This window comes from Micromonospora pallida, assembly GCF_900090325.1.
GTDB classification, from domain to species: domain Bacteria; phylum Actinomycetota; class Actinomycetes; order Mycobacteriales; family Micromonosporaceae; genus Micromonospora; species Micromonospora pallida.
On the sequence record NZ_FMHW01000002.1, the window covers coordinates 3,576,596 to 3,601,812 of the forward strand.

The following is a 25,217-nucleotide window of genomic DNA, read 5'->3' on the forward strand; positions in this document are numbered from 1 at the left end:
ACCAGTCTACGGAGCGCGCGGACCGGCTCCGGGCGGCGTACCGCGTTCCCCGGTTGGCCTGGTCACCCGCCGGCCGTGGTGCTGGTCGGCGTGGGCGGTCAGCGCCCCGCGGCCGGGTCGCCGGCCAGCACCGCGTCGGGGGCCCGCAGGGCGTGCTCCGGCAACGGAAGCTGGATCTTGTGCGCGGCCTCCCAGTCGCGCACGTTGCCGGCCCGGACGTGGTGGGTGAAGTACTCGGCCGCGCTGAGTCCGCCGGCGACGGGCTCGTCGACCTCGGCGACCAGGCGGCCGGGCACCAGCGGGAAGCCGTTCTGGAGAGCGGCGCTGAGTCGCCGGTGGCCGTCCACGACGAAGAAGTACTCCCCGGAGTAGCCGATGCTCAGTGGCTCCAGCCCCCGGTCACCGGCGGCACCGACCGTGCCGACGAAGTCGCTCTCCCAAAGCCCGCGCAGGTTGTGCACGTCCTCGGTGGGGTAGACCCGGGCCGGGTCGAGCAGCAGCAGCGGCGGGGCGTCGCGGAGCACGTCGGCGGCGAGCCGCCCCTCGTACGCGTCGACGATGTGCGTGATCACCTCGGCCGGGGTGGCCCGGGTGGTGTCGCAGACCAGGTCGTAGTTGCGCAGCTTGGCCTTGTCCACGCCGTACCGGAGGATGAACCGGTTCCGCTCGCTGTCGCTGCGCTCCTTGAGCTTGGCCTTCGCCTCCTCCAGCGAGATGTAGCTCTCCGCCGGGCCGGAGGGACGCAGCAGCACCCGCCGGGCCGCCTCCCCCGGCTCGGTGATCATGTGCACCTTGACCGCGTCGGTGAAGAAGTGCCAGGCCAGGCGGGAGTCCATCACCAGCGCCTCGCCGGAGGCGGCGATGTCCCGCTGGAGCTGGTCGACGTAGCCGTCGACGGCCTGGTCGAGTTCGGCGTGCAGGTTGAGCTGGAGCGCGGTCATCTGCCGCTCCTGGGCCATCTGCCGGTAGAGGTCGCCGACGCTGACCCGCCGCATGCCGAGCAGCTTGGCGATCTCGACGGAGACGGTGCTCTTGCCGCTACCGAGGTCACCGTTGAAGACGATCGATTGACGAACGGTCACGACTGATCCACCCCTGATCACCGGCTGGTTGACATCATCGATTCGGCGTCGCGTCGACGCGTTGTCGTTCTGGCGTCGCGTGTCGTTCTGGCGACGCGTCGACGCGCTCCGGCCTCGTCGCGCCGCACCGGCGCAGGCAGTGAGGGGCGATGCTACCACGGGCCTGCCAGGACTTTCCCGGCGAACACCCCGCACCGGACCACTCAGAACAGCTCCAACGGGTCCACCTGCACCCGGACCGGGTCGGCGGCCTTGCGGGCGGCCCGGACCCCGGCGGCGGCGTGCAACGCCGCCGCGAGCGCGGCGGCCCGGGCCCGGGGCACCCGGACCAGCATCCGTTCCCGGTCGTCCTCGGCCGGGACCGGACCGAGCACCTCGGCCCGCTCGGGGAGCCGGGCCTCGGCGAGCAGCTCGGCCACGGCCGGCGCCAGGCCGGTCACGCTGGCCATCCGCACCGCCGGCGGAAACCCCAGCTCCCGGCGTTCGGCCAGTTCCCGGGCGGCGAACCAGGCCGGGTCCCAGCGCAGCAGCGCCTGCACCGGGGCGAGGCCGCCGTCGGCGACCACCACCACCCGGCCGCCGGCCGCCGCCGGCCGGGCCAGCGCCGCCGCGGTCAGCCAGCGACGCAGCGCCTCCTCCCCGGCCCGCAGGTCGGCCCGGGTGAGCAGGGCCCAGGAGTCCAGCAGCAGCACCGCGCCGAACCCGTTGTCGGCGACCGGCTCGGCCCCCGGGGTCGCCACCACCAGGCCCGCTCCGGCGGGTACCCGGGCGAGCACCTCCTCCCGCCCGGAGGTGCGCACCGGCACCCCGGGGAAGGCCCGGCCCAGTTCCTCGGCGGTCCGTCGGGCCCCGACCACGGCGGCGCGCAGCCGGCGTCCGCCGCACTCGGGACAGGCGTACGCGGCGCTGACCCGGCCGCACCAGCGGCAGACGGGCGTGCCCCGGGCGGACGGCAGGGCGAGCGGTCCCGCGCAGTGCGGGCAGCGGGCCGGCGCCCGGCAGGTGGCGCAGGAGATGGCGGGCAGGTAGCCGCGGCGGGGCACCTGGACCAGCACCGGCGTGTCGGCGCGCAACGCGTCCCGGGCGGTGGTCCAGGCCAGGCTGGGCAGCCGGGCGGTGGCGGCGCCCGGGTCGCGGGCCAGTTGCGGGTCGTCGCCGGTCGGCTCGACGGCGGGGGTACGCGCCCGCACCGTCGCTCGCTCCGCGACCACCTCCCGCGCCCAGCCGGTCTCCACCAGCAGTTGCGCCTCGGCGGTACGGGGGTACCCGCCCACCAGGGCGGCGGCCCCGGCCAGCTGGGCGCGGGTGAGCAGCACCTCGCGGGCGTGCGGGTACGGTGCCCGTGGCTCGGCGTGCAGGTCGTCGCCGTCGTCCCAGATCGCCACCAGACCGAGCCGTTCCACCGGGGCGAACATCGCCGCGCGGGTGCCGATGACCACCGGCACCCGACCCCGGCGGGCGGCGAGGAAGGCCCGGTAGCGCCGGGCCGGACCGAGCGCGGCGGAGAGCCGGACGTGCCGCCCGGCACCGAGCACCCGGGTCAGCGCGGTGTCGAGCCGATCCAGGTCCCGGGCATCGGCGACCACGGCGACCACGCCCCGTCCGCCGCGTACCGTGGCCGCCGCGGCCTCGGCGACGCGGGTCGGCCAGTCCTCCCCCGGCAGCGCGGACCAGACCGCGCGCGGAGCGCGGCCGTCGGCGAGGGCCCGCAGGAACCCCGGCCCGGCCGGGTACGCCTCCCAGCCGCCCGAACCCACCGGCGGGACGGATGCCGCAGACGGATTCTGCCCGGGCGGAGCGGGCTCGGCGGGGTCCCCGCCAGCTGGCCCCTCGTCGGCCGGACCCTCGTCGGCGGCTGAGGTCTCGTCGGTGGGGGTTTCCTTCTCCACGCGGGCGTGGCGGGGCGGTACCGCCAGGCGGAGCACGTCGGCGAGGCTGCCGGCGTACCGGTCGGCGACCGCCCGGGCCAGGCGGGCGATCTCCGGGGCGAGCACCGGTTCGGGCGAAACGACCTTCTCCAGGTACGCCAGCCGGCCGGTGTGCCCGGACCGCTCGGTGCGTTCCAGCAGCCAGCCGTTGACGAGTTGGCCGGCGAAACGGACCTTGACCCGGGTGCCGGGCACCGCCGACTCGGCCAGGTCGGCGGGGACGAGGTAGTCGAAGGGCCGGTCGAGATGGGCCAGTGGTACGTCGACGCAGACACGAGCGACCGGCGACCCGTCAGCGGGCCGCCGGTCGTGGTGTCTGGTGCTGGTCAGGCTCCTGCGGCTGACTTGAGGTCGGCGGCTCGGTCGGTGTTCTCCCAGGTCAGTTCGGGGAGTTCGCGGCCGAAGTGGCCGTAGGCGGCGGTCTGCCGGTAGATCGGCCGGAGCAGGTTCAAATCGCGGATGATCGCCGCGGGGCGCAGGTCGAACACCTCACCCACGGCCTTCTCGATCCGCTCGACCGGCACGTTCTCCGTGCCGAACGTCTCGATGAACAAACTCACCGGGTGTGCCTTACCGATCGCGTACGCGACCTGCACCTCACACCGCTCCGCCAACCCTGCGGCGACGACGTTCTTCGCGACCCACCGCGTCGCATACGCGGCGGACCGGTCGACCTTCGACGGGTCCTTACCGGAGAACGCCCCACCACCATGCCGGGCGTACCCACCGTAGGTGTCCACGATGATCTTCCGACCCGTCAGACCCGCGTCACCCATCGGGCCACCGATCTCGAACCGGCCCGTCGGGTTCACCAACAACCGGTACCCGTCCGTGTCCAACCCCAGCCCATCCACCTCCGGGGTGATCACATGGTCCCGCACGTCCGGAGTCAGCAACGACTCCAGACTGATGTCCGCCGCATGCTGGGAGGACACGACCACCGTGTTCAGACGGACCGGCCGCAAACCGTCGTACTCGATGGTCACCTGCGTCTTACCATCCGGACGCAGGTACGGGATCGTCCCGTCCTTCCGCACCGCCGACAACCGCCGCGCCAACCGGTGCGCCAAAGCGATCGGCAGAGGCATCAACTCCGGGGTTTCCGAACACGCGAACCCGAACATCATGCCCTGGTCCCCGGCGCCCTGCGCATCCAACGCCGACTCCGACGACCCGGTCCGCAACTCGAACGCGTTGTCCACACCCTGAGCGATGTCCGGGGACTGCGCCCCGATCGACACACTCACCCCACACGACGCCCCGTCGAACCCCTTACGCGACGAGTCATAGCCGATCCCCAGGATCGTCTCCCGCACGATCGCCGGAATATCCGCGTACGCCTTCGTCGTCACCTCACCCGCGACATGCACCTGACCCGTCGTGATCAAGGTCTCCACCGCGACCCGCGAACGCGGATCCTCACTCAACAGAGCATCCAAAATCCCATCACTGATCTGATCAGCGATCTTGTCCGGGTGGCCCTCCGTGACCGACTCGGACGTGAAAAGGCGGCGTGTCACGGCACTCCTAAAGCTGTGAAGGGTCGTTCCGCGGCAGTGTAGTCATTGCCGCCCGGTTGCGGGGTGCTCTACGTCGGGGATGTCAGCCGGGGTACCACGAGGTCCCAGACGTCGTCGGCGAGATCTTCCTTGTTTCGTTCCGGTATCGCCCGGATCGAACCGTCCGCGCCGATGACGGTCGCCGCGTTCGTCTCGGCGCCGAAGACCTTGTCCGCGCCGACCTCGTTGATCACGATGAGGTCCGCCCGCTTGCGGGCGAGCTTGGCCCGGCCGTTGGCCTCCGCGTCGCCGGTCTCGGCGGCGAACACCACCAGCACCTGTCCCGGTCGACGGCGCTCGCCCAACTCGGCGGCGATGTCCGGGTTGGTCACCAGCTCGATGGTGGGCGCGCGGCCGTCCTCCGCTTTCTTGATTTTGCCAGTCGCGTAGGTCGCCGGACGGAAATCGGCCGGAGCGGCCGCCATCACCACCACATCGGCCGTGTCGGCCGCCGCCAGGGTGGCCGTACGCAGCTCCTCGGTGGTGCCGACCCGAACCAGGTCCACCCCGGCGGGATCGGGCAGCGAGACATTGGCGGAGATCAGGGTCACCCGGGCGCCCCGGGCGACCGCGGAGCGCGCGAAGGCGTACCCCTGTTTGCCGGAGGAGCGGTTGCCGAGGAACCGTACCGGGTCGAGTGGTTCACGGGTGCCGCCGGCGGTGACCACCACCCGGCGGCCGGCCAGATCGGCGGGGGCACCGGCACCCCGGCGCAGCGCGCGCCGCGCCACGGCGAAGATCTCCGCCGGGTCGGGGAGGCGGCCCTTGCCGCTGTCGGCGCCGGTCAACCGGCCAACCGCCGGCTCGATCACCAGAACGCCCCGGCCGCGCAGGGTGGCGACGTTCGCCACGGTGGCCGGGTGCTCCCACATCTCGGTGTGCATCGCCGGGGCGAGCACCACCGGGCAGCGCGCGGTCAGCAGGGTGTTGGTGAGCAGGTCGTCGGCGAGCCCGTGAGCCGCCTTGGCCAGCAGGTCGGCGGTGGTCGGCGCGACCACGACCAGGTCGGCCTGTTGACCGAGCCGGACGTGGGGCACCTCGTGCACGTCCGTCCAGACGTCGTCGGCCACCGGTTGGCCGGAGAGCGCCGCCCAGGTCGGCGCTCCGACGAAGCGGAGCGCTGACGCGGTCGGCACGACCCGGACCCGGTGGCCCGACTCGGTGAAGAGCCTCAGCAGCTCACATGCCTTGTAGGCGGCGATGCCGCCACCGACCCCGAGGACGATCCCGGCGGACATCGGCACGGAACGGACTACGGCTGGTCGGTCGGCTCGGCGGTGAGCAGACCGGCGTTGATCTCGCGCATCGCGATCGAGAGCGGCTTCTCCTGGGGGGTGGTCTCCACGAGCGGGCCGACGTACTCCAGCAGGCCCTCACCGAGCTGGCTGTAGTAGGCGTTGACCTGGCGGGCGCGCTTGGCGGCGAAGATGACCAGGGCGTACTTCGAGGTGGTCTTCTCCAGCAGCTCGTCGATCGGCGGGTTGGTGATGCCTTCGGGGTTGGCGATGGATCCCACGAATTAAACCTCTGCGTCTGAGTGGCCGACCGCGGCCGAGTGGACCGGCCGCAGCTCGGCGGGCGGTCAACCGCGCGGTCGCGGCTGGACCGGTGCCGGAAGGGACGAACCGAGCAATCCTACCAGCTCGTTCGTGACCCGTTCGAGCAGGTCATGTCGGAGGGTCACGTCGAACGCGGCGCCGGTCCGCGTGTCGGGACGGAAGCCGGGCGGGGCGAGCAGCTCCAGTCGGGCGTCCGGCCGGGTCTGACGGACACGCCACGCGCCGGCGGCGGCCACATCGCCGCAAAACGCGCCCGGACCGCGCCGACCACACTGGCCCGGCCAGCCCCGGAGGGGCTGGCGAGGCCAGCGAGCCGGGCCGCCGGGCGCGTCTCGTCAGCGGTACTCACCGCTTGTTCGTACCCGCTACGGGTCAGTTCCCGGCGAACTCTCCCAGCAGTGCCTTGCGCTGCTGGTCACCGAGGCCACGCAGCCGGCGACTGTCGGCGATCTTGAGCTTCTCCATGATCTGGGTTGCCCTGATCTTGCCGATGCCCGGCATGGCCTGGAGGACCGCCGAGACCTTCAGCTTGCCCACGACGTCGTCGGCCTCGGCCCGCTCGAGAACGGAGGCGAGGGTGGTCTTGCCCTGCTTGAGCTGTTCCTTCAGCTCGGCACGGGCCTTGCGGATCTCCGCGGCCTTCTCCAGCGCGGCCGCGCGCTGCTCAGGGGTAAGTGACGGGAGCGGCACCAGTTCTCCTCAGATCCCTATCGCGGCGGGCGGGACGCGCCGCCGCTGTGAAACGTGATGTCACTGGGAACCAAAGGGGTCCGTGGTTCCCAGCGCCGGGAAAACTAGCGGTCAACGGAACTTTCGGCAACGTGGACGCGCGCTCGTCACTGCGTGGTGACCGACCCGTCAGTCAGTTTCTCCGGGCCCAGAACCCGTCGGCAGTCGGTCAACGCCTGCTCGGCTGCCGCCCTCAGCGCGGCCGGATCGGGCCCGGCGGAGAGCACCTGCCGGGAGTACGACGGAAGGGCGGCGGCGAGGGCGGAACCGAAGACGGTCCGGAGATCCGCCGCCGTGCCGCCCTGCGCGCCGAGCCCCGGAGCGAGCAACGGGCCGTTGACCCGGGAGAGGTCGTGACCGGTGTCACCGACCGTCGCGCCGACCACCAGACCGATGCTCCCGAGCGGCTCCGCATCGGCGTTGAGCTGCGAAATCTCGTCGATGACCGTCTGGGCGACGGTCCGCCCGTCCGCGCCGCGCGCGCGTTGCACCGCACCGCCCTCGGGGTTGGAGGTCAGCGCCAGCACGAAGACGCCGCCACCGTGCCGGGCCGCCGTGTCGAACATCGGAGCCAGTGAACCTACTCCCAGGTAGGGGCTCGCCGTAACCGCGTCGACATACAGCGGACTGGATGGATCGAGGTACGCGTCGGCGTACGCGGCGACGGTCGATCCGATGTCACCGCGCTTGACGTCGAGGAGAACGAGCGAACCCGCTTCACGCAACTGTCGGATAGTTGACTCAAGCACGGCGACCCCTCGGGACCCGTACCGCTCGAAGAAGGCCGACTGGGGCTTGACCACCGCAATCCGGTCGCCGATGGCCTCCGCGACGGTCCGGCTGAACCGCTCGAGGCCCGACACGTCGTCCGGCAGGCCCCAGCGGGCCAGCAGTCCGGGATGCGGGTCGATGCCCACGCAGAGCGGCCCGCGTTCCCGCATCGCCCGGTGCAGCCGGGCTCCGAAGCTCTCCATCTGGTCTCTTCCTCTCGTGTCCCGGCCCTCAGCCCGCCGCCACGGCCGCGGCGACCCCGGCGGTGATCCGGGCCAGGTCCGCGTCGTCGGTCAGGTAGGGCGGCATCGTGTACACCAGGTCCCGGAACGGACGCAGCCAGACCCCCTCGGCGACCGCGGCGGCGGTCGCCGCCGGCAGGTCCACGTCGTGGTCGAGCTGCACCACGCCGATCGCGCCGAGTACCCGGACGTCCCGCACCCCGGCGGTGCCCCGCAAGGGCGCCAGGCCGGCCCGTAACGCTCGGTCCACCCTGGACACCTCGGCGGCCCAGTCCCCGGCCCGCAGCAGCCCGATGGAGGCGTTCGCGACGGCACAGGCGAGCGGGTTGCCCATGAACGTCGGACCGTGCGCCAGCACCCCGTCGGCGGAGATGCCCCGGGCGATCTCCGCCGTGCAGAGCGTGGCGGCCAGGGTCAGGTAGCCGCCGGTGAGCGCCTTGCCGACGCAGAGCACGTCCGGGCTGACCCCGGCGTGCTCGGCGGCGAACATCGTCCCGGTCCGGCCGAAGCCGGTGGCGATCTCGTCGAAGACGAGCAGCACCCCGTGGGCGCGGGTCACCTCACGCAGCACCCGCAGGTAGTGCGGGTTGTGGAAACGCATCCCGCCGGCCCCCTGCACCACCGGCTCGACGATCACCGCCGCCAGCTCGTCCGCGTGCCGTTCGACCGCGTCGACCAGCGCCGCCTCGTACGCCGGGTCGACCGGGGTGTCGAAGTCGCCCGGCGGCGCGGGAGCGAAGACCTGGCGGGGCAGCACGTCGGTCCAGAGGTGGTGCATGCCCCCCTCCGGGTCGCAGACGCTCATCGGATGGAAGGTGTCGCCGTGGTAGCCGCCCCGCCAGGTGCCCAGCCGGTGCCGGCCCGGCCGGCCGGTGGCGCGCTGGTACTGGAGGCACATCTTGATCGCGACCTCGACGGCGACCGACCCGGAGTCGCAGAGGAAGACCTTCTCCAGGCCGGGCGGGGCCAGCTCGACCAGGGTGTCGGCCAGCCGGACCGCCGGCTCGTGGGTCAGCCCGCCGAACATCACGTGGCTCATCCGGCCGAGTTGGTCGACCACCGCCGCGTCGAGCACCGGGTGCCGGTAGCCGTGGATGGCCGCCCACCAGGACGACATCCCGTCCACCAGCTCGCGCCCGTCGGCCAGCCGCAGCCGTACGCCCCGCGCGCTCTCCACCACGTACGGCGACACGGCCGGGGGCAGTGGCGCGTACGGGTGCCACACGTGTTCCCGGTCCCCTGCCAGGATCTCCTCAGGGGTCACCGGCCGGCCGACCCGGCGGTGGTCGCGCTCCCGGCGCGGCCGATCGCCCGGGCGGCGGCACGCACCAGGGCGGGACCGCGGTAGACGAAGCCGGTGTAGAGCTGCACCAGGCTCGCCCCGGCGTCGACCATCCGGGCCGCGTCGTCCGGGTCGACGATCCCGCCGACGCCGATCACCGGCAGTCGCCCGCCGGTCTCCCGGTGCACGAAGGCCACCGTCTCCCGGGCCCGGACGGCGAGCGGCCGACCGGAGAGACCGCCGGCCTCCGCGCCCCGTGCGCGGTCGCCCGGGGCGAGTCCGTCCCGGGCCAGGGTGGTGTTGGTGGCGATCACGCCGGCCGCGCCCCGGGCCAGGCAGACCTCCAGCAGTTCGGCGATGGCCGGCTCGGTCAGGTCCGGGGCGATCTTCACCAGCACCGGCTTCTCCCCCACCAGGGCGGCGAGCAGCGCGTCGAGGTGTTCCCGGTCCTGGAGGGCGCGCAGGCCCGGGGTGTTCGGCGAGGAGACGTTGACCGCGAAGTAGTCGCCGTGCCCGCGCAGGGCCCGGTAGGAGGCGAGATAGTCCTCCACCGCCTCCTCGATGGGCGTCACCTTGGACTTGCCGAGCGAGATGCCCAGCGGCACGCCGAGTGGGCGGGGCAGCGCGGCGAGCCGGGCGGCGAGCGCCTCGGCTCCGGCGTTGTTGAAGCCCATCCGGTTGACCACGGCCTCGCTGTCGGGCAGCCGGAACAGCCGGGGCCGGGGGTTGCCCGGCTGCGGGCGCGCGGTCACCGTGCCGACCTCGACGAACCCGAAGCCCAGCGCCGGCCAGGCCGGCAACGCGACGCCGTTCTTGTCCATCCCGGCGGCCAACCCGACCGGGTTGGGAAAGGTGACGCCGAAGACCGTACGCGGCGCGGAAGCCGCGTACCGCGCCCGCAGTGCCGCCAGGGCGACCGGCCGCCCGGACAGCCCGGCGAGCCGCCGCAACGTCCACTCGTGCGCCGCCTCGGCGTCCCCGCCCCCGATCCGGAACAGGCCCGCCCTGACAATCCGCTGGAACATCACCACGCCACCTCCCCCGGCCCCGGAGTTCCGGGGTCGATCAAGAGGTTCGCGTCGCGGAACCGGCCCGGACCGGACGCGAACTTCTCGATCAACGTGGTGGGCGGGGTCACTGGGCGGCCTGGGCGGCGCGGAGGGTGGCGTGGAGCTCCTGGAGGGGACGGACACGCATGTCGCCCCGGATCCTGGCCTCGATGCCCATCACCGCCGCCGCCGCGCCGGGGACGGTGGTGATGCAGGGGATGTCCGCCGTCACCGCCGCGCTGCGGATCTCGTACCCGTCGGAACGGGCACTCGCCCCGGAGCCCTGCGGGGTGTTGATCACCAGGGCGACCTCGCCGCCGAGGATCAGCGACACCGCGTCGTCGTCCTGACCGGCCTCATAGTGCTTGCGGATCTGCTCGCAGGCGATGCCGTGCCGCCGCAGCACCTCGGCCGTGCCCGTGGTGGCCAGGATCTCGAAGCCCAGGTCGGCCAGGCGCTTCACCGGGAAGATCATGCCGCGCTTGTCCCGGTTCGCCACCGAGACGAAGATCCGACCGGCGGTGGGCAGCGACCCGTACGCGGCGGACTGGCTCTTGGCGAACGCGTGCCCGAACGAGGTGTCGATGCCCATCACCTCACCGGTCGACTTCATCTCCGGACCGAGCAGCGAGTCCACCCCCTTGCCGGTGGGGGTGCGGAACCGCTTGAACGGCAGCACCGCCTCCTTCACCGCGATCGGGGCGTCCGGCGGCATCGTGCCCCCGTCCCCGGTGGCCGGCAGCAGGCCCTCGGCGCGCAACTCCGCGATGGTCGCGCCGAGCGCGATCCGGGCCGCCGCCTTGGCCAACGGCACCGCCGTGGCCTTCGAGACGAACGGCACGGTCCGCGACGCACGCGGATTCGCCTCCAGGACGTAGAGCATGTCGCCCTGGAGCGCGTACTGGACGTTGAGCAGGCCCCGCACCCCGATACCCCGGGCGATCGCCTCGGTGTACCGGCGCACCTGCGCCACGTGCGAGCCGGCCAGGGTGATCGGCGGCAGCGCGCAGGACGAGTCACCGGAGTGGATACCGGCCTCCTCGATGTGTTCCATCACGCCGCCGAGGTAGACCTCGCCGTCGGCGTCGCAGAGCGCGTCCACGTCGATCTCGATCGCGTCGTCAAGGAAGCGGTCGACCAGGACCGGGTGGTCCGGGGAGATGTCGGTGGCCCGGCCGATGTAGTCACGCAGCGTCGGGTCGTCGTAGACGATCTCCATGCCCCGCCCGCCCAGCACGTACGAGGGGCGGACCAGCACCGGGTAGCCGATCTCGTCGGCGATCGCCTTCGCCTCGTCGTACGAGGTGGCGGTGCCGTGCGCGGGCGACCGCAGGCCGGCCCGGTCCAGCAGCGCGCCGAACGCGCCCCGCTCCTCGGCCAGGTGGATCGACTCCGGGGAGGTGCCGACCACCGGCACCCCGGCGTCCTTGAGCCGCTGCGCCAGCCCGAGCGGGGTCTGTCCGCCGAGCTGGACGATCACGCCGACCACACCCGGCCCGCCGGCCGCCCGGCCGGAGGAGTCCTCGGCGTGCCAGACCTCCAGCACGTCCTCGAAGGTGAGCGGCTCGAAGTAGAGCCGGTCGGCGGTGTCGTAGTCGGTGGAGACGGTCTCCGGGTTGCAGTTGACCATGACCGTCTCGTAGCCGGAACCCGACGCCGCGAGGCCACCGGTCGGCGCGCTGCGCAGCGCCATGACCGCGTGCACGCAGGAGTAGTCGAACTCGATGCCCTGCCCGATCCGGTTCGGCCCGGACCCCAGGATCATCACCTTGGGCCGGTCCGAGCCGACCACCTCGGTCTCCGCGTCGTACGAGGAGTAGTGGTACGGGGTGGTGGCGGCGAACTCGGCCGCGCAGGTGTCCACGGTCTTGTAGACCGGCCGGACGTCGAGGCGCTGCCGCAGGGTGCGTACGCCGTCCTCGCCGGCCAGCTCGGGCCGGAGCGCGGCGAGCTGCCGGTCGGACAGCCCGGCCCGCTTGGCCCGACGCAGCAGGTCGACGTCGAGCACCGGGGCGGCGACGATCTCGTCGCGCAGCTCGACCAGGGCGGCGATCTGGTCGAGGAACCAGGGGTCGATTCCGCCGGAGGCCGCGGCGACCTCGGCGACCGACGCGCCGAGCCGCAACGCCCTTTCGACGGTGTAGAGCCGCCCGTCGTGCGGCACCCGCAGCGCCTCGAGGGTGTTCTCCCGGGTCACGTCGGCCGGCCCCGCGCCGGTCGCGGCGGCGATGACCGAGTCCGGGGCGGTCCAGAAGCCGCCGTGCCCGGTCTCCATCGAGCGCATCGCCTTGTTCAGCGCCTCGGTGAAGTTCCGGCCCAGGCTCATCGCCTCGCCCACCGACTTCATCGTGGTGGTCAGCTCCCGGTCCGCGCCGGGGAACTTCTCGAACGCGAACCGGGGGATCTTCACCACCACGTAGTCGAGCGTCGGCTCGAACGCGGCCGGGGTCTTCAGCGTGATGTCGTTGGGGATCTCGTCCAGCGTGTAGCCGATGGCCAGCTTCGCGGCGATCTTCGCGATCGGGAAGCCGGTCGCCTTCGACGCGAGCGCCGACGACCGGGACACCCGGGGGTTCATCTCGATGACCACGATCCGACCGTCGGCCGGGTTCACCGCGAACTGGATGTTGCAGCCGCCGGTGTCCACGCCGACCTCGCGCAGCACCGCGATGCCCAGGTCACGCAGGCGCTGGTACTCCCGGTCGGTCAGCGTCATGGCCGGGGCGACGGTGACGCTGTCGCCGGTGTGCACGCCCATCGGGTCGACGTTCTCGATCGAGCAGACCACCACGACGTTGTCGTGCCGGTCCCGCATCAGCTCGAGTTCGTACTCCTTCCAGCCGAGCACGCTCTCCTCGATGAGCACCTCGTGCACCGGGCTGGCGGCCAGCCCGGCCCCGGCGATGCGGTCCAGGTCCGCCGGGGTGTGCGCCATGCCGGAGCCGAGGCCGCCCATGGTGAACGACGGCCGGATCACCACCGGCAGGCCCAGCTCAGCGACGGTGTCGTGGACCTCGTCCATCGAGTGGCAGACCCGGGAACGGGGCACCAGGCTGGCCGGGTCGTCGAAGCCGAGGCGTACCCCGGCCTTGGCGACGATGTCCTTGAAGAGCTGCCGGTCCTCGCCGCGCCGGATCGCCTCGATGTCCGCGCCGATCAGCTCGACGCCGTACTTGTCCAGCACGCCCGCCTCGTGCAGGGCGACCGCGGTGTTCAGCGCGGTCTGCCCACCGAGGGTGGGCAGCAGGGCGTCCGGACGCTCCTTGGCGATGACCAGCTCCACGAACTCCGGCGTGATCGGCTCGACGTAGGTGGCGTCGGCGAACTCCGGGTCGGTCATGATCGTCGCGGGGTTGGAGTTGACCAGGCTGACCCGGATCCCCTCGCCGCGCAGCACCTGGCACGCCTGGGTGCCGGAGTAGTCGAACTCGCAGGCCTGGCCGATGACGATCGGCCCGGAGCCGATCACCATGATGTGCTTGAGATCGGTCCGCTTAGGCATTCTTTCCGCCTTCACTGTGGTTCCGGTCGAGGCCGCGACCCTCGATCAGCTCGGCGAAGCGGTCGAAGAGGTAGTCCGCGTCGTGCGGGCCGGCCGCCGCCTCGGGGTGGTACTGGACGGTGAACGCGGGCACGTCCTTCGCCCGCAGGCCCTCGACCACGTTGTCGTTCAGGCAGACATGACTGACCTCGACCCCGCCGAACTCGGTGTCGATGATCCGGTCGGGCACCAGCGCCCCCGGCTCGGCGCCCGGGAACTGGACGGCGAAGCCGTGGTTGTGGCTGGTCACCTCGACCTTGCCGGTGGCCCGGTCCAGCACCGGCTGGTTGATGCCCCGGTGGCCGTACCCGAGCTTGTAGGTGCCGAAACCGAGGGCCCGGCCGAGGATCTGGCTGCCGAAGCAGATCCCGAACAGCGGCACCCGACGGCGCAGCACCTCGCGGGCCAGGGCGACCGGAACGTCGGCGGTCGCCGGGTCACCGGGTCCGGGCGAGAAGAAGACCGCGTCCGCGCCGGTGGCCAGCACGTCGTCGATGGTCGAGCCGGCGGGGAGCACGTGCGTGGTGACGCCCCGCGCGGCGAGCCGGCGCGGCACGTTGCGCTTGATGCCCAGGTCGAGCGCGGCGACGGTGAACCGGTGCTCGCCCTCCGCCCGCACCACGTACGGCTCGGCGGTGGTCACCTCGGCGGAGAGGTCCGCGCCGACCATCGGCGGGGCCTGCCGGACCCGGGCCAGCAGGGCACGTGGGTCGTCCTCGACGCTGGAGACGCCGACCCGCATCGCGCCACGTTCGCGCAGGTGCCGGGTGAGCGCCCGGGTGTCCACCCCGCTGATGCCGACCACGCCCTCGGCGTCCAGCCGCTCCGCCAGCCCGCCGGTGGCCCGCCAGTTCGAGCCGATCCGGGCCGGGTCGCGCACCACGTACCCGGCGACCCAGATCCGGGACGACTCGTCGTCCTCGCCGTTGACCCCGGTGTTGCCAATGTGCGGGGCGGTCTGCACCACCACCTGCCGGTGGTACGAGGGGTCGGTCAGGGTCTCCTGGTAGCCGGTCATGCCGGTGTTGAAGACCGCCTCGCCGAAGGTCTCGCCGACGCTGCCGTACGCCTCGCCGTGGAACGTGCGCCCGTCCTCCAGAACGAGGATCGCGGGCCTACGCTTCGCCATTATTTGAGCGCCTTTCCGTCCAGGACCGTCGGCTCGCCGCGCAGGAAGGTCGCTACGATGCGACCCGGCAGCGTCATGCGGGCGTACGGGGTGTTGCGACTACGACTGGCCAGTTCGGCCGGCTCGATCACGCGTCGGGCGGCCGGGTCGACCAGGGTGAGGTTCGCCGGGACGCCGGGGGCCGGGTCGAGGCCGTGCCCGTCCAGGCCGGCGATCCGGGCCGGGGTGCGGGACATCCGCTCGGCGATCAGGTCCCACTCCGGACCGAGCACGTCGAGGGCGATCGACAGCGCCGTCTCCAGACCCAGCATGCCGGGCCGGGCGTACGCCCACTCGCACTCCTTGTCCTCCACCGCGTGCGGGGCGTGGTCGGTGGCGATGATGTCGATCACGCCCTCGACCAGGGCGGCGCGCAGCGCGGCGATGTCGGTGGCGGTCCGCAGCGGCGGGTTCACCTTGTAGACCGGGTCGTACGACTCGGCCTTGGCGTCGGTGAGCAGCAGGTGGTGCGGGGTGACCTCGGCGGTGACCCGTACCCCCCGGGCCTTGGCCTGGCGCAGCACCTCGACGCTGCCGGCGGTGGAGACGTGGCAGACGTGCAGGCGACCGCCGACGTGCTCGGTCAGCAGCACGTCGCGGGCGATGATCGCCTCCTCGGCGACCGCCGGCCAGCCGGTCAGCCCGAGCCGGGTGGAGACCTCGCCCTCGTGCATCTGCGCGCCCTCGGTGAGCCGGGGTTCCTCGGCATGCTGGGCGATGATCCCGTCGAACGCCTTGACGTACTCGAGCGCCCGGCGCATCAGCTTCGGGTCGGCGACGCAGTGCCCGTCGTCGGAGAAGATCCGCACCCGGGCCGCCGAGTCGGCCATCGCGCCCAGCTCGGCGAGGCGCTCGCCGGCCAGGCCGACGGTGACCGCGCCGATCGGCTGGACGTCGACCAGCCCGGCCTCCCGGCCGAGCCGCCAGACCTGCTCGACCACGCCGGCGGTGTCGGCGACCGGCGAGGTGTTCGCCATCGCGCAGACCGCGGTGTAGCCGCCGAGCGCCGCCGCCCGGGAGCCGGACTCCACGGTCTCGGCGTCCTCCCGGCCGGGCTCGCGCAGGTGGGTGTGCAGGTCGACCAGGCCAGGCAGGGCGACCAGCCCGGTCGCGTCGACCACGGTGGCGTCCGGCGCGGTCAGCCCCGGGCCGGTCTCCGCCACCACGCCGTCGCGGATGAGCAGGTCGGTGGGGTCGCCGCCGAGGACGCTGACCCCCTTGATCAGGTACGCGGTCATAGTTTGTTCCCCCCGAGCAGCAGGTAGAGGACGGCCATCCGGACGGAGACCCCGTTGGTGACCTGTTCGACGATGGTGGAGCGGGGCGAGTCGGCCACCTCGGCCGTGATCTCCATGCCCCGGTTCATCGGGCCGGGGTGCATGACGATCGCGTGCTCCGGCAGACGGCGCATCCGGGGCCCGTCCAGGCCGTAGCGGCGGGCGTACTCACGGGCGGAGGGGAAGTAGGAGTCGGACATCCGCTCCCGCTGCACCCGCAGCATCATCACCACGTCCGCCTCGGGCAGCACGGCGTCGAGGTCGTAGCAGACGTCGGTGCCGGGCGCGAGGGCCTGCGCGATGTCCATCGGGATGAGGGTGGGCGGCCCGACCAGGGTGACCTTCGCGCCGAGGGTCGACAGCAGCAGCACGTTGGAGCGGGCCACCCGGCTGTGCAGCACGTCCCCGACCACGGCGACGTGCAGGCCGGCGATCCGGCCCAGCCGGGACCGCATCGTGTACGCGTCGAGCAGCGCCTGGGTGGGGTGCTCGTGGGTGCCGTCGCCGGCGTTGACCACGCTCCCGTCGACCCAGTTCGCCAGCCGGTGCGGGGCACCGGAGGCCGGGTGCCGGACGACCACCGCGTCGGCGCCCATGGCTTGGAGGGTGAGCGCGGTGTCCTTCAGGCTCTCGCCCTTGGCGACGCTGGACCCCTTCGCCGAGAAGTTGATCACGTCGGCGCTGAGCCGCTTCGCCGCCGCCTCGAACGAGATCCGGGTCCGGGTGGAGTCCTCGTAGAAAAGGTTGACCACGGTCCGGCCGCGCAGCGCCGGCAGCTTCTTGACCTCCCGTCCGGCGACGGTGGCCATCTGGGCGGCGGTGTCCAGGACCAGGGTGGCGGTGGACGCGTCCAGGTCTGCGCCGGAGAGCAGGTGGCGGATCATGAGGGGGTACCCCCGTAGAGCTTGACCTCGTCGGTGCCGTCGACCTCGGCGAGGGTGACCTTGACGCTCTCGGCGAGCGCGGTCGGGATGTTCTTGCCGACGTAGTCGGCCCGGATGGGCAGTTCCCGGTGCCCCCGGTCGACCAGGACGGCGAGCTGCACCGAGGCGGGCCGACCGACGTCGTTGAGCGCGTCCAGAGCGGCCCGGACGGTCCGGCCGGAGAAGAGCACGTCGTCGACGAGGACGACCCGCTTGCCGTCGATTCCGCCCGGCGGCACCTCGGTCGGGCCGACCGCCCGGACCGCGTGCCGACGCAGGTCGTCGCGGTAGAGCGTGATGTCGAGCACACCGACCGGTACGGCGATGTCCTCGAAGGCGCTGATCCGCGCGGCGAGCCGGTGCGCCAGCGGCGCTCCCCGGGTCGGGATGCCGAGCAGGACGGTGTCGGCGGCACCGTGGGTCTTCTCGAGAATCTGGTGGGCGATGCGGTCGACCACGCGCTGCACGTCAGCGCTGGCGAGGATCACCTTCACCGAGGGTTGTCTCGGCATCGGGGACCGAGCGGCCGACGGGTAGGCCACGGCGGACCTCCTTCCCCGCCTCACGGGACGGGTCGTTAAAGGACGTCTGACTTCCCCGGACCGGCCGCGAGGGGCCCTGGCCGGGGCTTACAGCCACGTTACCAGTGGTCACCGGGGCTTCCGCCGGCCGGCCGCTGATTCGCAAATCAGTCCCGAAATGCGGATAGATCCACCCCGCGATCCCAACAGGTGTGTCACGACCACTTGACCACGTGTCGCAATCCCCGTACCGTCACGCTCCGTAGCGATAGCTGGGAGAACCCCGAGCAGCACTGGGAGTGTCCGAATGCCCTCTGAATACGCCAAGTCGCTGGGCGCCCGCCTGCGCTCCATCCGCCAGCAGCAGGGCCTGTCCCTGCAAGGGGTGGAGGAGAAGTCCAACGGCCGGTGGAAGGCCGTCGTGGTCGGGTCGTACGAGCGTGGCGACCGGGCCGTCACCGTGTCCCGGCTGGCCGAGCTGGCCGACTTCTACCGCGTACCCGTCTCCGAGCTGCTGCCCGACGGCAGTGGCGTACGGCACGAGCCGACCAGCAAGATCGTGCTGGACCTGGAGCGGCTCTACGACGAGGCGTCGGAGGAGCTGGCCTACGTGGCCCGGTACGCGCGCGCCATCCAGCAGCAGCGTGGCGACTACAACGGCCGCGTCCTCTCGATCCGCGCCGACGACCTGCGGGCCCTGGCCATCGTGTACGACGCCTCGCCCTCCGGTCTGATCGAGCGGCTGAACGAGCACGGCGTGCTGGTCGCCGACCCCCGGGCGTTCTTCGCGTCCTGAACCACCGCTATCGCCTCGAGGGGCCCGCGCCGGTCGGCGCGGGCCCCTCGGGCGCGTACGGCCTGCTCGACGCCGGGCGGTCTCGCGGTGTCGCCGGGCGGTGCCGTGGTCCGGCCAAGTCGGCGGCCGGGCGCGGCATGGCCGCCGGGCCGCTGGCGGGGTCGCCGGTGGTCACGGCGGCCCGGCCCAGCGGGTGGCGTAGTCGGCTCAGCGGGTGGCGTAGTCGGCGATCCGGCCGAGGATGCCGTTGAGGAAGCGCGGCGAGTCGTCGGTCGACATCTGCCGGGCCAGCTCGACGGCCTCGCTGATGGCCACCGCGTCGTCGATGTCGTCGTGGTACAGCAACTCGTAGACCGCGATCCGGGCGAGGTTGCGGTCGATGACCGGCATCCGCTCCAGCGTCCAGCCCTCGGCGTAGCTGGCGATCAGCTCGTCGATCCGGTCGAGGTGCGCGGCCACCCCCTCGACCAGGCTGACCGCGTAGCCGAGGTGCTCCGGGCGGGGCTTCTCGATCCGCTCGATGTAGCCGGCGAGCACCTCCACCGGCGGCCGGCCGCGCAGGTCCGCCTCGTAGAGCACGTCAAGCGCCCGCTTGCGCGCCTTGCGGCGCGCCGGCATCTGCTGCTTGGGAGCCTCGGCCATCAGGAGCGGCCGAGGTAACGGCCGTCGCGGGTGTCCACCTTGATCTTCTCGCCGGTGGTGATGAAGAGCGGCACCTGCACGGTCGCGCCGGTCTCGACGGTGGCCGGCTTGTTGCCGCCGGTGGAGCGGTCGCCCTGGAGGCCCGGCTCGGTGTAGGTGACCTCCAGCACGACACTGGTCGCCAGCTCGACGTAGAGCGGCACACCCTCGTGCGTGGCCACGATCGCCTCGGCCTCGGGGAGGAGGTAGTTCGCCGCCTCACCCACGGTGGCGCCGGGGACGGTGATCTGGTCGAACGTCTCCAGGTCCATGAAGACGTAGTCCTCGCCGTCGGCGTAGAGGTACTGCATGGTGCGCTTGTCGACGGTCGCGGTCTCGACCTTGGTGCCCGCGTTGAAGGTCTTGTCGACGACCTTGCCGGAGAGCACGTTCTTCAGCGTGGTGCGGACGAAGGCACCACCCTTGCCGGGCTTGACGTGCTGGAACTCCACGACGGCCCAGAGCCCTCCGTCGAGGTTGAGTACCAGGCCGTTCTTGAGGTCGTTGGTGGTGGCCATTTCCTGCCTTGATCTTCAATTGACGGACAGACCCAGCAAGTCTACTAGTGCGGTCTCCACCGACCAGGTCGGGCGGGGCCCGGCTCAGCCGGCGGCCAGGGTGGCGACGTGGTGCAGGGCCAGGCGGTAGCCGTCCACACCCAGGCCGCAGATCACCCCGGTCGCCACGGCGGAGACCACCGAGTGCTGCCGGAACTCCTCCCGCGCGTGGATGTTCGAGATGTGCACCTCGACCAGCGGCCCGCGCAGCATCGCGCAGGCGTCCCGCACCGCGTACGAGTAGTGCGACCAGGCCGCCGGGTTGAGCACCACGGCCGCCTGCTCGTCGGCGGCGTCGTGCAGCCAGCCGATCAGCTCGTGCTCGGCGTCGGTCTGCCGCACCGTCACCTCCAGCCCGAGGTCCCGGCCGGTGCGCTCGCAGAGCGCCACCAGGTCGGCGTAGCTCGTCGCGCCGTAGACGTCGACCTGCCGGGTGCCCAGCCGGCCCAGGTTCGGACCGTTCAGCACGTACACCTTCCTCACGCCGCCACCCCCTCCTGGTACGCCGCGTGCAGCAGCTCGTCCGACGGGCCCTCGAGGATCGCCGGGCGGGCCAGCCCGTCGAGCACCACGAACCGCAGCCGCGCGCCCCGTGCCTTCTTGTCCACCCGCATCGTCGCCAGCAACTCCGGCCAGGCGTCCGCCGGGTAGCTCGTCGGCAGACCCAGGGCCGCCACCACCTCGCGGTGCCGCTCGGCGGTCGCCGCGTCCAGTCGGCCGGCCAGCCGGGAGAGCGTGCCGGCGTAGACCAGTCCGACCGAGACGGCGTCGCCGTGCCGCCAGCGGTAGCCCTCCACCTTCTCGATGGCGTGGGCCAGGGTGTGGCCGTAGTTGAGCACCTCCCGGAGGCCCGACTCGCGCAGGTCACTGGAGACCACGTCGGCCTTGACCCGAATCGCCCGTTCGATCAGCTCCCGGATCACCCCACCGGCCGGGTCGCTCGCCGCGGCCGGATCCTTGGCGACCAGGTCCAGGATCACCGGGTCGGCGATGAAGCCGCACTTGACCACCTCGGCGAGCCCGGCGGTCAGGTCGACGGCGGGAAGCGTGTCCAGCGCGGCCAGGTCGCAGAGCACGCCGGCCGGCGGATGGAACGCGCCGACCAGGTTCTTGCCGGCGGCGGTGTTGATCCCGGTCTTGCCGCCCACCGCGGCGTCGACCATGCCGAGCAGCGAGGTCGCCACCGGTACCCAGCGCACCCCGCGCAGCCAGCAGGCCGCCACGAACCCGGCCAGGTCGGTGACCGCGCCACCGCCCACCCCGACCACCACGTCGTTGCGGGTGACGTTCGCCGCCCCCAGCTGGTCCCAGCACCGGGCGGCCACCTCAAGCTGCTTGCCGGCCTCGGCGTCCGGCACCTCGATCGGCAACGGTTCGACGCCGGCCGCGCGCAGTCGGTCACCGAGCGCGTCGGCCAGGCCCTTCAGCGGAGGCGCGTACAGCACCGCCGCACGGGTCGCGCCGGGAAGCAGGCCGGGCAGCGCGTCCGCCAGGCCATGTCCCACGAGTACGTCGTACGGGCGCTCGCCGCCGACCGGGATTCGGGTCATCTCGTCCATCGCTGCGGAGCCTAACCGAGCGGTGCCGTGATCCGACCGAAGCGTCCACCTGCTGGCCGCATACCGGACCATAGGCCCGCAGCCGGGCGAAGCGGGTCCCGGACCGGCTCCGCTGCGGGTCCGCCGGTCAGCGGCTCCCACCAGCGTCGGTGCCGCTACGGACCGCCGGATTCATGGCCGTCCACTGGCGTGCGACCTCCTCCGGCACGTCGCGGATCGCCAACGCGCCCCCTTTCCGCGCCCGCGGGTACTGCGGCAGGACGACCCGCGCGTTCAACTGGGCACTCACCGCCTGCAGAGCCAGCGCCGCGAACACCGCGGCATAGGGTAGGAACGAGAACGACTGGTCCAGCCAGGTCCGGGCCAGCATCACCGTGCCCACGGCAACGACGACGAGCCGAAGCGGCCCGAGCAGCAGGGCTTCCAGCCGCTGCACCGACTGGGCCTTACGCACCCGTGGCGCGGAGGCCGGGTCGAAGGGAAGGGCGACCGGCGCCGACCGGCGAAACAACGACCCCCGCCAGGGCCGGACAGTCATGGGCTCCGCTGGACCTCCGTCGACCAGAGAGACCGGGGGAAACCGCAGCGCGGCGACCGCCTCCGAGGGAATGACGAGGTCGGTACGGGACACTACTCAACCCTTCCGAAGATGCCTGGGTGCCACGGAACCGTCCGTGGCACCCGGTGGGGACGCGTCAGCGGACGAGCAGCGGCAGGATATCGGCGACGATCTCCTCCCGGGTACGCCCGTCGGTGGCCACAGTAGCCGTCGCCACCTCCTCGTAGAGCGGGCGGCGCTGCTCCATCAGGTACCGCAGGGTCGCCCTCGGGTTGATCGCCAGCAGCGGCCGGCCGGCACCCAGGTCGACCCGCTTGACCGCGTCCACCAGCTCCACGCTGAGGTGCACCACCGTGTGGCCGACCAGCGCGACGCGGTTCTCCTCGGCGAGGATCGCGCCACCACCGAGGGCGAGCACGCCGGGACAGGAGGCCAGCGCCGCCGCCACCGCCGCCCGTTCGAGGGTACGGAAGTGCGCCTCCCCCTCGTCGACGAAGATCTCCGGGATCGGCTTGCCGGCCATCCGCTCGATGTCCTGGTCGGTGTCGCGGAACTCCACGCCAAGCGCGGCGGCGAGCGCGTTCCCGATGGTTGTCTTACCCGCCCCCGGTGCCCCCACCAGCACACACACCGGACGACTCAGGCTCACTGGGCCGCCCTTTCGTTCGCGACTGCGGGGCTCCGCTGCGCTGCGCTCCTCGCGCTCACCGGATGACCAGGGTTTCGAGGTAGCCGGCGAGGTTGCGGCGGATCTCCGCGACCGAGTCACCGCCGAACTTCTCCAGGGTGGCCTCGGCGAGCACCAGGGCGACCATCGCCTCGGCGACCACCGCCGCGGCCGGCACGGCACAGACGTCCGACCGCTGGTTGATCGCGGTCGCCGGCTCGCCGGTGGTCACGTCGACCGTGGCGAGGGCCCGGTTCAGCGAGGAGATCGGCTTCATCGCGGCTCGTACCCGCAGCGGCTCGCCGGTGGTGATGCCGCCCTCCAGGCCGCCGGCCCGGTCGGTCACCCGACGCACTCCGGTCGCGGTGGGCACGATCTCGTCGTGCGCCACGGAGCCCCGGGAGCGCGCCTGGTACCAGCCGTCGCCGATCTCGACCCCCTTGATCGCCTGGATCGACATCAGCGCGGTGGCCAGTCGGGCGTCGAGCTTGCGGTCCCACTGCACGTGGCTGCCCAGGCCGGGCGGCACCCCGTACGCCAGCACCTCGACCACGCCACCGAGGGTGTCGGCGGCCTTCTTCGCGGCGTCGACCTCGGCGACCATCCGGGCACTCGCCTCCGGATCGAGGCAGCGCAGCGGGTCGGCGTCGATCCGCTCGGCGTCCTCCGGCCGGGGACGCAGCCCCGGCTTGGCCACGACCGGGCCGAGTTCCACCACGTGCGAGACGATGTCGATGCCCAGGGTCTGCTTCACCAGGGCCTTGGCGACGGTCCCGACGGCGACCCGCGCGGCGGTCTCCCGGGCGCTGGCCCGTTCCAGGATCGGCCGGGCGTCGGTGTGGCCGTACTTCTGCATGCCGGCCAGGTCGGCGTGGCCCGGACGGGGACGGGTCAGCGGCGCGTTGCGCGCCTGCCGGGCCAACTCGTCCGGGTCGACCGGGTCGGCGGCCATCACGGTGCGCCACTTGGGCCACTCCGAGTTCCCGACCCGGATGGCCACCGGGCTACCGAGGGTCACCCCGTGCCGGAGCCCCCCGATGACCTCGACCTCGTCCTGCTCGAAGGACATCCGCGCGCCCCGGCCGTAGCCGAGTCGCCGTCGGGCCAGCTCAGCGGAGATCTCCCCGGTGGTGACCTCGACTCCGGCGGGCACCCCCTCGAGGAGCGCGACCAGGGCGGGACCGTGTGATTCACCTGACGTCAACCAGCGCAGCACACCGGTCAGTCTGTCACGCCCCGCATTCGTCGCCCCGCGCCGGCCACCGCGTCCCGCCCTACGGACCGGGGGCGGCACCGGGCCACGCCCATGCGCGCCGCCATACCACGAGCCGGCGAATCCGTCGCGCTCGACGCCAGTGGCCGCGAGCACGGCTCGAGTCAGCCTGGAGAAGCGCTCGTACCTCCTCCCCTAGCGTCTCGGACGGGACGACACCGGGATCGGGTGCCGGCCCGGCTGCCGGCCGCAATCCGCACCGCCACGACCCGGCCGTACGCGTAACCCGACCCCGAACCGACGACGGCCGACCCCGGCCGGGACGTCGAGACCCGAGAGGAGCACTGTGGCACGTCGCCTTTTCACGTCCGAGTCGGTCACGGAGGGCCACCCGGACAAGATCGCTGATCAGATCAGTGATGGGATTTTGGATGCTCTGTTGAGTGAGGATCCGCGTTCGCGGGTCGCGGTGGAGACCTTGATCACGACGGGTCAGGTGCATGTCGCGGGTGAGGTGACGACGAAGGCGTACGCGGATATTCCGGCGATCGTGCGGGAGACGATCCTGGGGATCGGCTATGACTCGTCGCGTAAGGGGTTCGACGGGGCGTCGTGTGGGGTGAGTGTGTCGATCGGGGCGCAGTCCCCGGACATCGCTCAGGGTGTGGACAACGCGTTCGAGTTGCGGACCGGGTCGTCGGAGTCGGCGTTGGATGCGCAGGGCGCCGGGGACCAGGGCATGATGTTCGGGTTCGCGTGTTCGGAAACCCCGGAGTTGATGCCTCTGCCGATCGCTTTGGCGCACCGGTTGGCGCGGCGGTTGTCGGCGGTGCGGAAGGACGGGACGATCCCGTACCTGCGTCCGGATGGTAAGACGCAGGTGACCATCGAGTACGACGGTTTGCGGCCGGTCCGTCTGAACACGGTGGTCGTGTCCTCCCAGCATGCGGCGGACATCAGTCTGGAGTCGTTGCTGACTCCGGACGTGCGGGACCATGTGATCACCCCGGAGGTGGATGGGCTGGGGTTGGACACGGACGGGTACCGGTTGTTGGTGAACCCGACGGGCCGGTTCGAGATCGGTGGCCCGATGGGTGACGCGGGTCTGACGGGTCGGAAGATCATCGTGGACACCTACGGTGGGTACGCCCGGCATGGTGGTGGGGCGTTCTCCGGTAAGGACCCGTCGAAGGTCGACCGGTCCGCCGCGTATGCGACGCGGTGGGTCGCGAAGAACGTCGTCGCCGCAGGGTTGGCGGAGCGGTGTGAGGTGCAGGTCGCGTACGCGATCGGTAAGGCACACCCGGTGAGTTTGTTCATCGAGACGTTCGGCACGGAGAACGTGCCGGTCGAGCGGATCGAGAAGGCCGTGGGTGAGGTGTTCGACCTGCGCCCCGCGGCGATCATCCGCGATTTGAACCTGCTCCGGCCGATCTACCGGCAGACCGCCGCCTACGGCCACTTCGGCCGCGAACTCCCCGAACTGACCTGGGAGAACACCGACCGAGCCGCCGACCTCAAGTCAGCCGCAGGAGCCTGACCCGGGAAGACAGG

23 protein-coding genes are annotated in these 25,217 nt (G+C 72.1%); 2 read left to right on the forward strand and 21 right to left on the reverse strand.

What is annotated here, in order from left to right; genetic code table 11:
* Nucleotides 1–98 precede the first annotated feature (98 nt).
* The 14 genes from GA0074692_RS14325 to pyrR form a co-directional block, all read right to left on the reverse strand.
* Complete coding sequence (locus GA0074692_RS14325; RefSeq protein WP_091644767.1) at nt 99–1,082, reverse strand: AAA family ATPase; 984 nt, start codon at nt 1,080–1,082, stop codon at nt 99–101.
* Between the two features lie 203 nt (nt 1,083–1,285).
* The gene (locus GA0074692_RS14330) at nt 1,286–3,340 is read right to left on the reverse strand and encodes a primosomal protein N' (RefSeq protein WP_091644769.1); all 2,055 of its coding nucleotides are present in this window, start codon (nt 3,338–3,340) and stop codon (nt 1,286–1,288) included.
* Nucleotides 3,337–4,530, reverse strand: a complete 1,194-nt coding sequence (gene metK, locus GA0074692_RS14335) for a methionine adenosyltransferase (RefSeq protein WP_091644772.1) — start codon at nt 4,528–4,530, stop codon at nt 3,337–3,339. The genes GA0074692_RS14330 and metK (GA0074692_RS14335) overlap by 4 nt, the downstream gene beginning before the upstream one ends.
* Before the next feature lie 68 nt (nt 4,531–4,598).
* A complete protein-coding gene (gene coaBC, locus GA0074692_RS14340; RefSeq protein ID WP_091644775.1) occupies nt 4,599–5,807 on the reverse strand; it encodes a bifunctional phosphopantothenoylcysteine decarboxylase/phosphopantothenate--cysteine ligase CoaBC in 1,209 nt (402 codons plus the stop codon).
* A 14-nt stretch (nt 5,808–5,821) separates the two neighbouring features.
* Entirely contained in the window at nt 5,822–6,085 is a 264-nt protein-coding gene (gene rpoZ / locus GA0074692_RS14345) for a DNA-directed RNA polymerase subunit omega (protein WP_007075826.1), read from the reverse strand.
* 415 nt (nt 6,086–6,500) lie between these two features.
* Nucleotides 6,501–6,818 carry an integration host factor, actinobacterial type gene (mihF, locus tag GA0074692_RS14355; RefSeq protein WP_088984943.1) on the reverse strand — a complete coding sequence of 106 codons (318 nt, stop codon included), beginning with the start codon at nt 6,816–6,818 and terminating at the stop codon, nt 6,501–6,503.
* 146 nt (nt 6,819–6,964) lie between these two features.
* A complete protein-coding gene (gene pyrF / locus GA0074692_RS14360; protein WP_091644777.1) occupies nt 6,965–7,831 on the reverse strand; it encodes an orotidine-5'-phosphate decarboxylase in 867 nt (288 codons plus the stop codon).
* Between the two features lie 28 nt (nt 7,832–7,859).
* On the reverse strand, nt 7,860–9,134 hold the full coding sequence (locus GA0074692_RS14365; protein ID WP_091644779.1) for an adenosylmethionine--8-amino-7-oxononanoate transaminase: 1,275 nt from the start codon (nt 9,132–9,134) through the stop codon (nt 7,860–7,862).
* Entirely contained in the window at nt 9,131–10,180 is a 1,050-nt protein-coding gene (locus GA0074692_RS14370) for a quinone-dependent dihydroorotate dehydrogenase (RefSeq protein WP_091653451.1), read from the reverse strand. Before GA0074692_RS14370 ends, GA0074692_RS14365 begins: the two co-directional genes overlap by 4 nt.
* Before the next feature lie 106 nt (nt 10,181–10,286).
* Nucleotides 10,287–13,703 carry a carbamoyl-phosphate synthase large subunit gene (gene carB / locus GA0074692_RS14375; protein ID WP_091644781.1) on the reverse strand — a complete coding sequence of 1,139 codons (3,417 nt, stop codon included), beginning with the start codon at nt 13,701–13,703 and terminating at the stop codon, nt 10,287–10,289.
* Complete coding sequence (gene carA, locus GA0074692_RS14380) at nt 13,696–14,871, reverse strand: glutamine-hydrolyzing carbamoyl-phosphate synthase small subunit (RefSeq protein WP_091644783.1); 1,176 nt, start codon at nt 14,869–14,871, stop codon at nt 13,696–13,698. The genes carB and carA overlap by 8 nt, the downstream gene beginning before the upstream one ends.
* Nucleotides 14,871–16,148: a dihydroorotase gene (locus tag GA0074692_RS14385; RefSeq protein ID WP_091644785.1), complete on the reverse strand. Its 1,278-nt coding sequence runs from the start codon at nt 16,146–16,148 to the stop codon at nt 14,871–14,873. The genes carA and GA0074692_RS14385 overlap by 1 nt, the downstream gene beginning before the upstream one ends.
* Entirely contained in the window at nt 16,145–17,071 is a 927-nt protein-coding gene (locus GA0074692_RS14390; RefSeq protein ID WP_091644787.1) for an aspartate carbamoyltransferase catalytic subunit, read from the reverse strand. The genes GA0074692_RS14385 and GA0074692_RS14390 overlap by 4 nt, the downstream gene beginning before the upstream one ends.
* Nucleotides 17,068–17,652, reverse strand: coding sequence for a bifunctional pyr operon transcriptional regulator/uracil phosphoribosyltransferase PyrR (pyrR, locus tag GA0074692_RS14395; protein WP_091644790.1), 585 nt, complete (start codon nt 17,650–17,652; stop codon nt 17,068–17,070). Before pyrR ends, GA0074692_RS14390 begins: the two co-directional genes overlap by 4 nt.
* Before the next feature lie 286 nt (nt 17,653–17,938).
* On the opposite strand from pyrR, the gene bldD reads away from it, so the two are divergent.
* Nucleotides 17,939–18,427: a transcriptional regulator BldD gene (gene bldD, locus GA0074692_RS14400; protein ID WP_018253136.1), complete on the forward strand. Its 489-nt coding sequence runs from the start codon at nt 17,939–17,941 to the stop codon at nt 18,425–18,427.
* Nucleotides 18,428–18,634: 207 nt separating this feature from the next.
* Here the strand turns inward: bldD and nusB are convergent, their stop codons facing one another.
* The 7 genes from nusB to aroC all read right to left on the reverse strand — a co-directional run bounded on the left by nusB (nt 18,635) and on the right by aroC (nt 23,666).
* Nucleotides 18,635–19,045 carry a transcription antitermination factor NusB gene (nusB, locus tag GA0074692_RS14405; RefSeq protein ID WP_176738695.1) on the reverse strand — a complete coding sequence of 137 codons (411 nt, stop codon included), beginning with the start codon at nt 19,043–19,045 and terminating at the stop codon, nt 18,635–18,637.
* Between the two features lie 23 nt (nt 19,046–19,068).
* On the reverse strand, nt 19,069–19,626 hold the full coding sequence (efp, locus tag GA0074692_RS14410; RefSeq protein WP_091644794.1) for an elongation factor P: 558 nt from the start codon (nt 19,624–19,626) through the stop codon (nt 19,069–19,071).
* An 84-nt stretch (nt 19,627–19,710) separates the two neighbouring features.
* On the reverse strand, nt 19,711–20,148 hold the full coding sequence (aroQ, locus tag GA0074692_RS14415) for a type II 3-dehydroquinate dehydratase (protein ID WP_091644796.1): 438 nt from the start codon (nt 20,146–20,148) through the stop codon (nt 19,711–19,713).
* The gene (aroB, locus tag GA0074692_RS14420; RefSeq protein WP_091644798.1) at nt 20,145–21,224 is read right to left on the reverse strand and encodes a 3-dehydroquinate synthase; all 1,080 of its coding nucleotides are present in this window, start codon (nt 21,222–21,224) and stop codon (nt 20,145–20,147) included. The genes aroQ and aroB overlap by 4 nt, the downstream gene beginning before the upstream one ends.
* A gap of 127 nt (nt 21,225–21,351) precedes the next feature.
* Nucleotides 21,352–21,855: a hypothetical protein gene (locus GA0074692_RS34745; RefSeq protein ID WP_176738451.1), complete on the reverse strand. Its 504-nt coding sequence runs from the start codon at nt 21,853–21,855 to the stop codon at nt 21,352–21,354.
* Between the two features lie 64 nt (nt 21,856–21,919).
* A complete protein-coding gene (locus GA0074692_RS14430) occupies nt 21,920–22,426 on the reverse strand; it encodes a shikimate kinase (protein ID WP_091653457.1) in 507 nt (168 codons plus the stop codon).
* Between the two features lie 61 nt (nt 22,427–22,487).
* A complete protein-coding gene (gene aroC, locus GA0074692_RS14435) occupies nt 22,488–23,666 on the reverse strand; it encodes a chorismate synthase (RefSeq protein ID WP_091644800.1) in 1,179 nt (392 codons plus the stop codon).
* A gap of 343 nt (nt 23,667–24,009) precedes the next feature.
* Between aroC and metK (GA0074692_RS14440) the strand changes: the two genes are divergently transcribed.
* Nucleotides 24,010–25,203, forward strand: a complete 1,194-nt coding sequence (gene metK / locus GA0074692_RS14440; protein WP_091644803.1) for a methionine adenosyltransferase — start codon at nt 24,010–24,012, stop codon at nt 25,201–25,203.
* Nucleotides 25,204–25,217 lie beyond the last annotated feature (14 nt).

Excerpts from the sequence above, each read along its gene's own strand:
- coaBC (WP_091644775.1), bottom strand. The coding sequence starts at position 5,807 with ATGTCCGCCGGGATCGTCCTCGGGGTCGGTGGCGGCATCGCCGCCTAC.
- efp (WP_091644794.1), bottom strand. The coding sequence starts at position 19,626 with ATGGCCACCACCAACGACCTCAAGAACGGCCTGGTACTCAACCTCGAC.
- pyrF (WP_091644777.1), bottom strand. The coding sequence starts at position 7,831 with ATGGAGAGCTTCGGAGCCCGGCTGCACCGGGCGATGCGGGAACGCGGG.
- GA0074692_RS14390 (WP_091644787.1), bottom strand. The coding sequence starts at position 17,071 with ATGATCCGCCACCTGCTCTCCGGCGCAGACCTGGACGCGTCCACCGCC.
- aroB (WP_091644798.1), bottom strand. The coding sequence starts at position 21,224 with ATGGACGAGATGACCCGAATCCCGGTCGGCGGCGAGCGCCCGTACGAC.
- carA (WP_091644783.1), bottom strand. The coding sequence starts at position 14,871 with ATGGCGAAGCGTAGGCCCGCGATCCTCGTTCTGGAGGACGGGCGCACG.
- carB (WP_091644781.1), bottom strand. The coding sequence starts at position 13,703 with ATGCCTAAGCGGACCGATCTCAAGCACATCATGGTGATCGGCTCCGGG.
- GA0074692_RS14385 (WP_091644785.1), bottom strand. The coding sequence starts at position 16,148 with ATGACCGCGTACCTGATCAAGGGGGTCAGCGTCCTCGGCGGCGACCCC.
- nusB (WP_176738695.1), bottom strand. The coding sequence starts at position 19,045 with ATGCCGGCGCGCCGCAAGGCGCGCAAGCGGGCGCTTGACGTGCTCTAC.
- bldD (WP_018253136.1), top strand. The coding sequence starts at position 17,939 with ATGCCCTCTGAATACGCCAAGTCGCTGGGCGCCCGCCTGCGCTCCATC.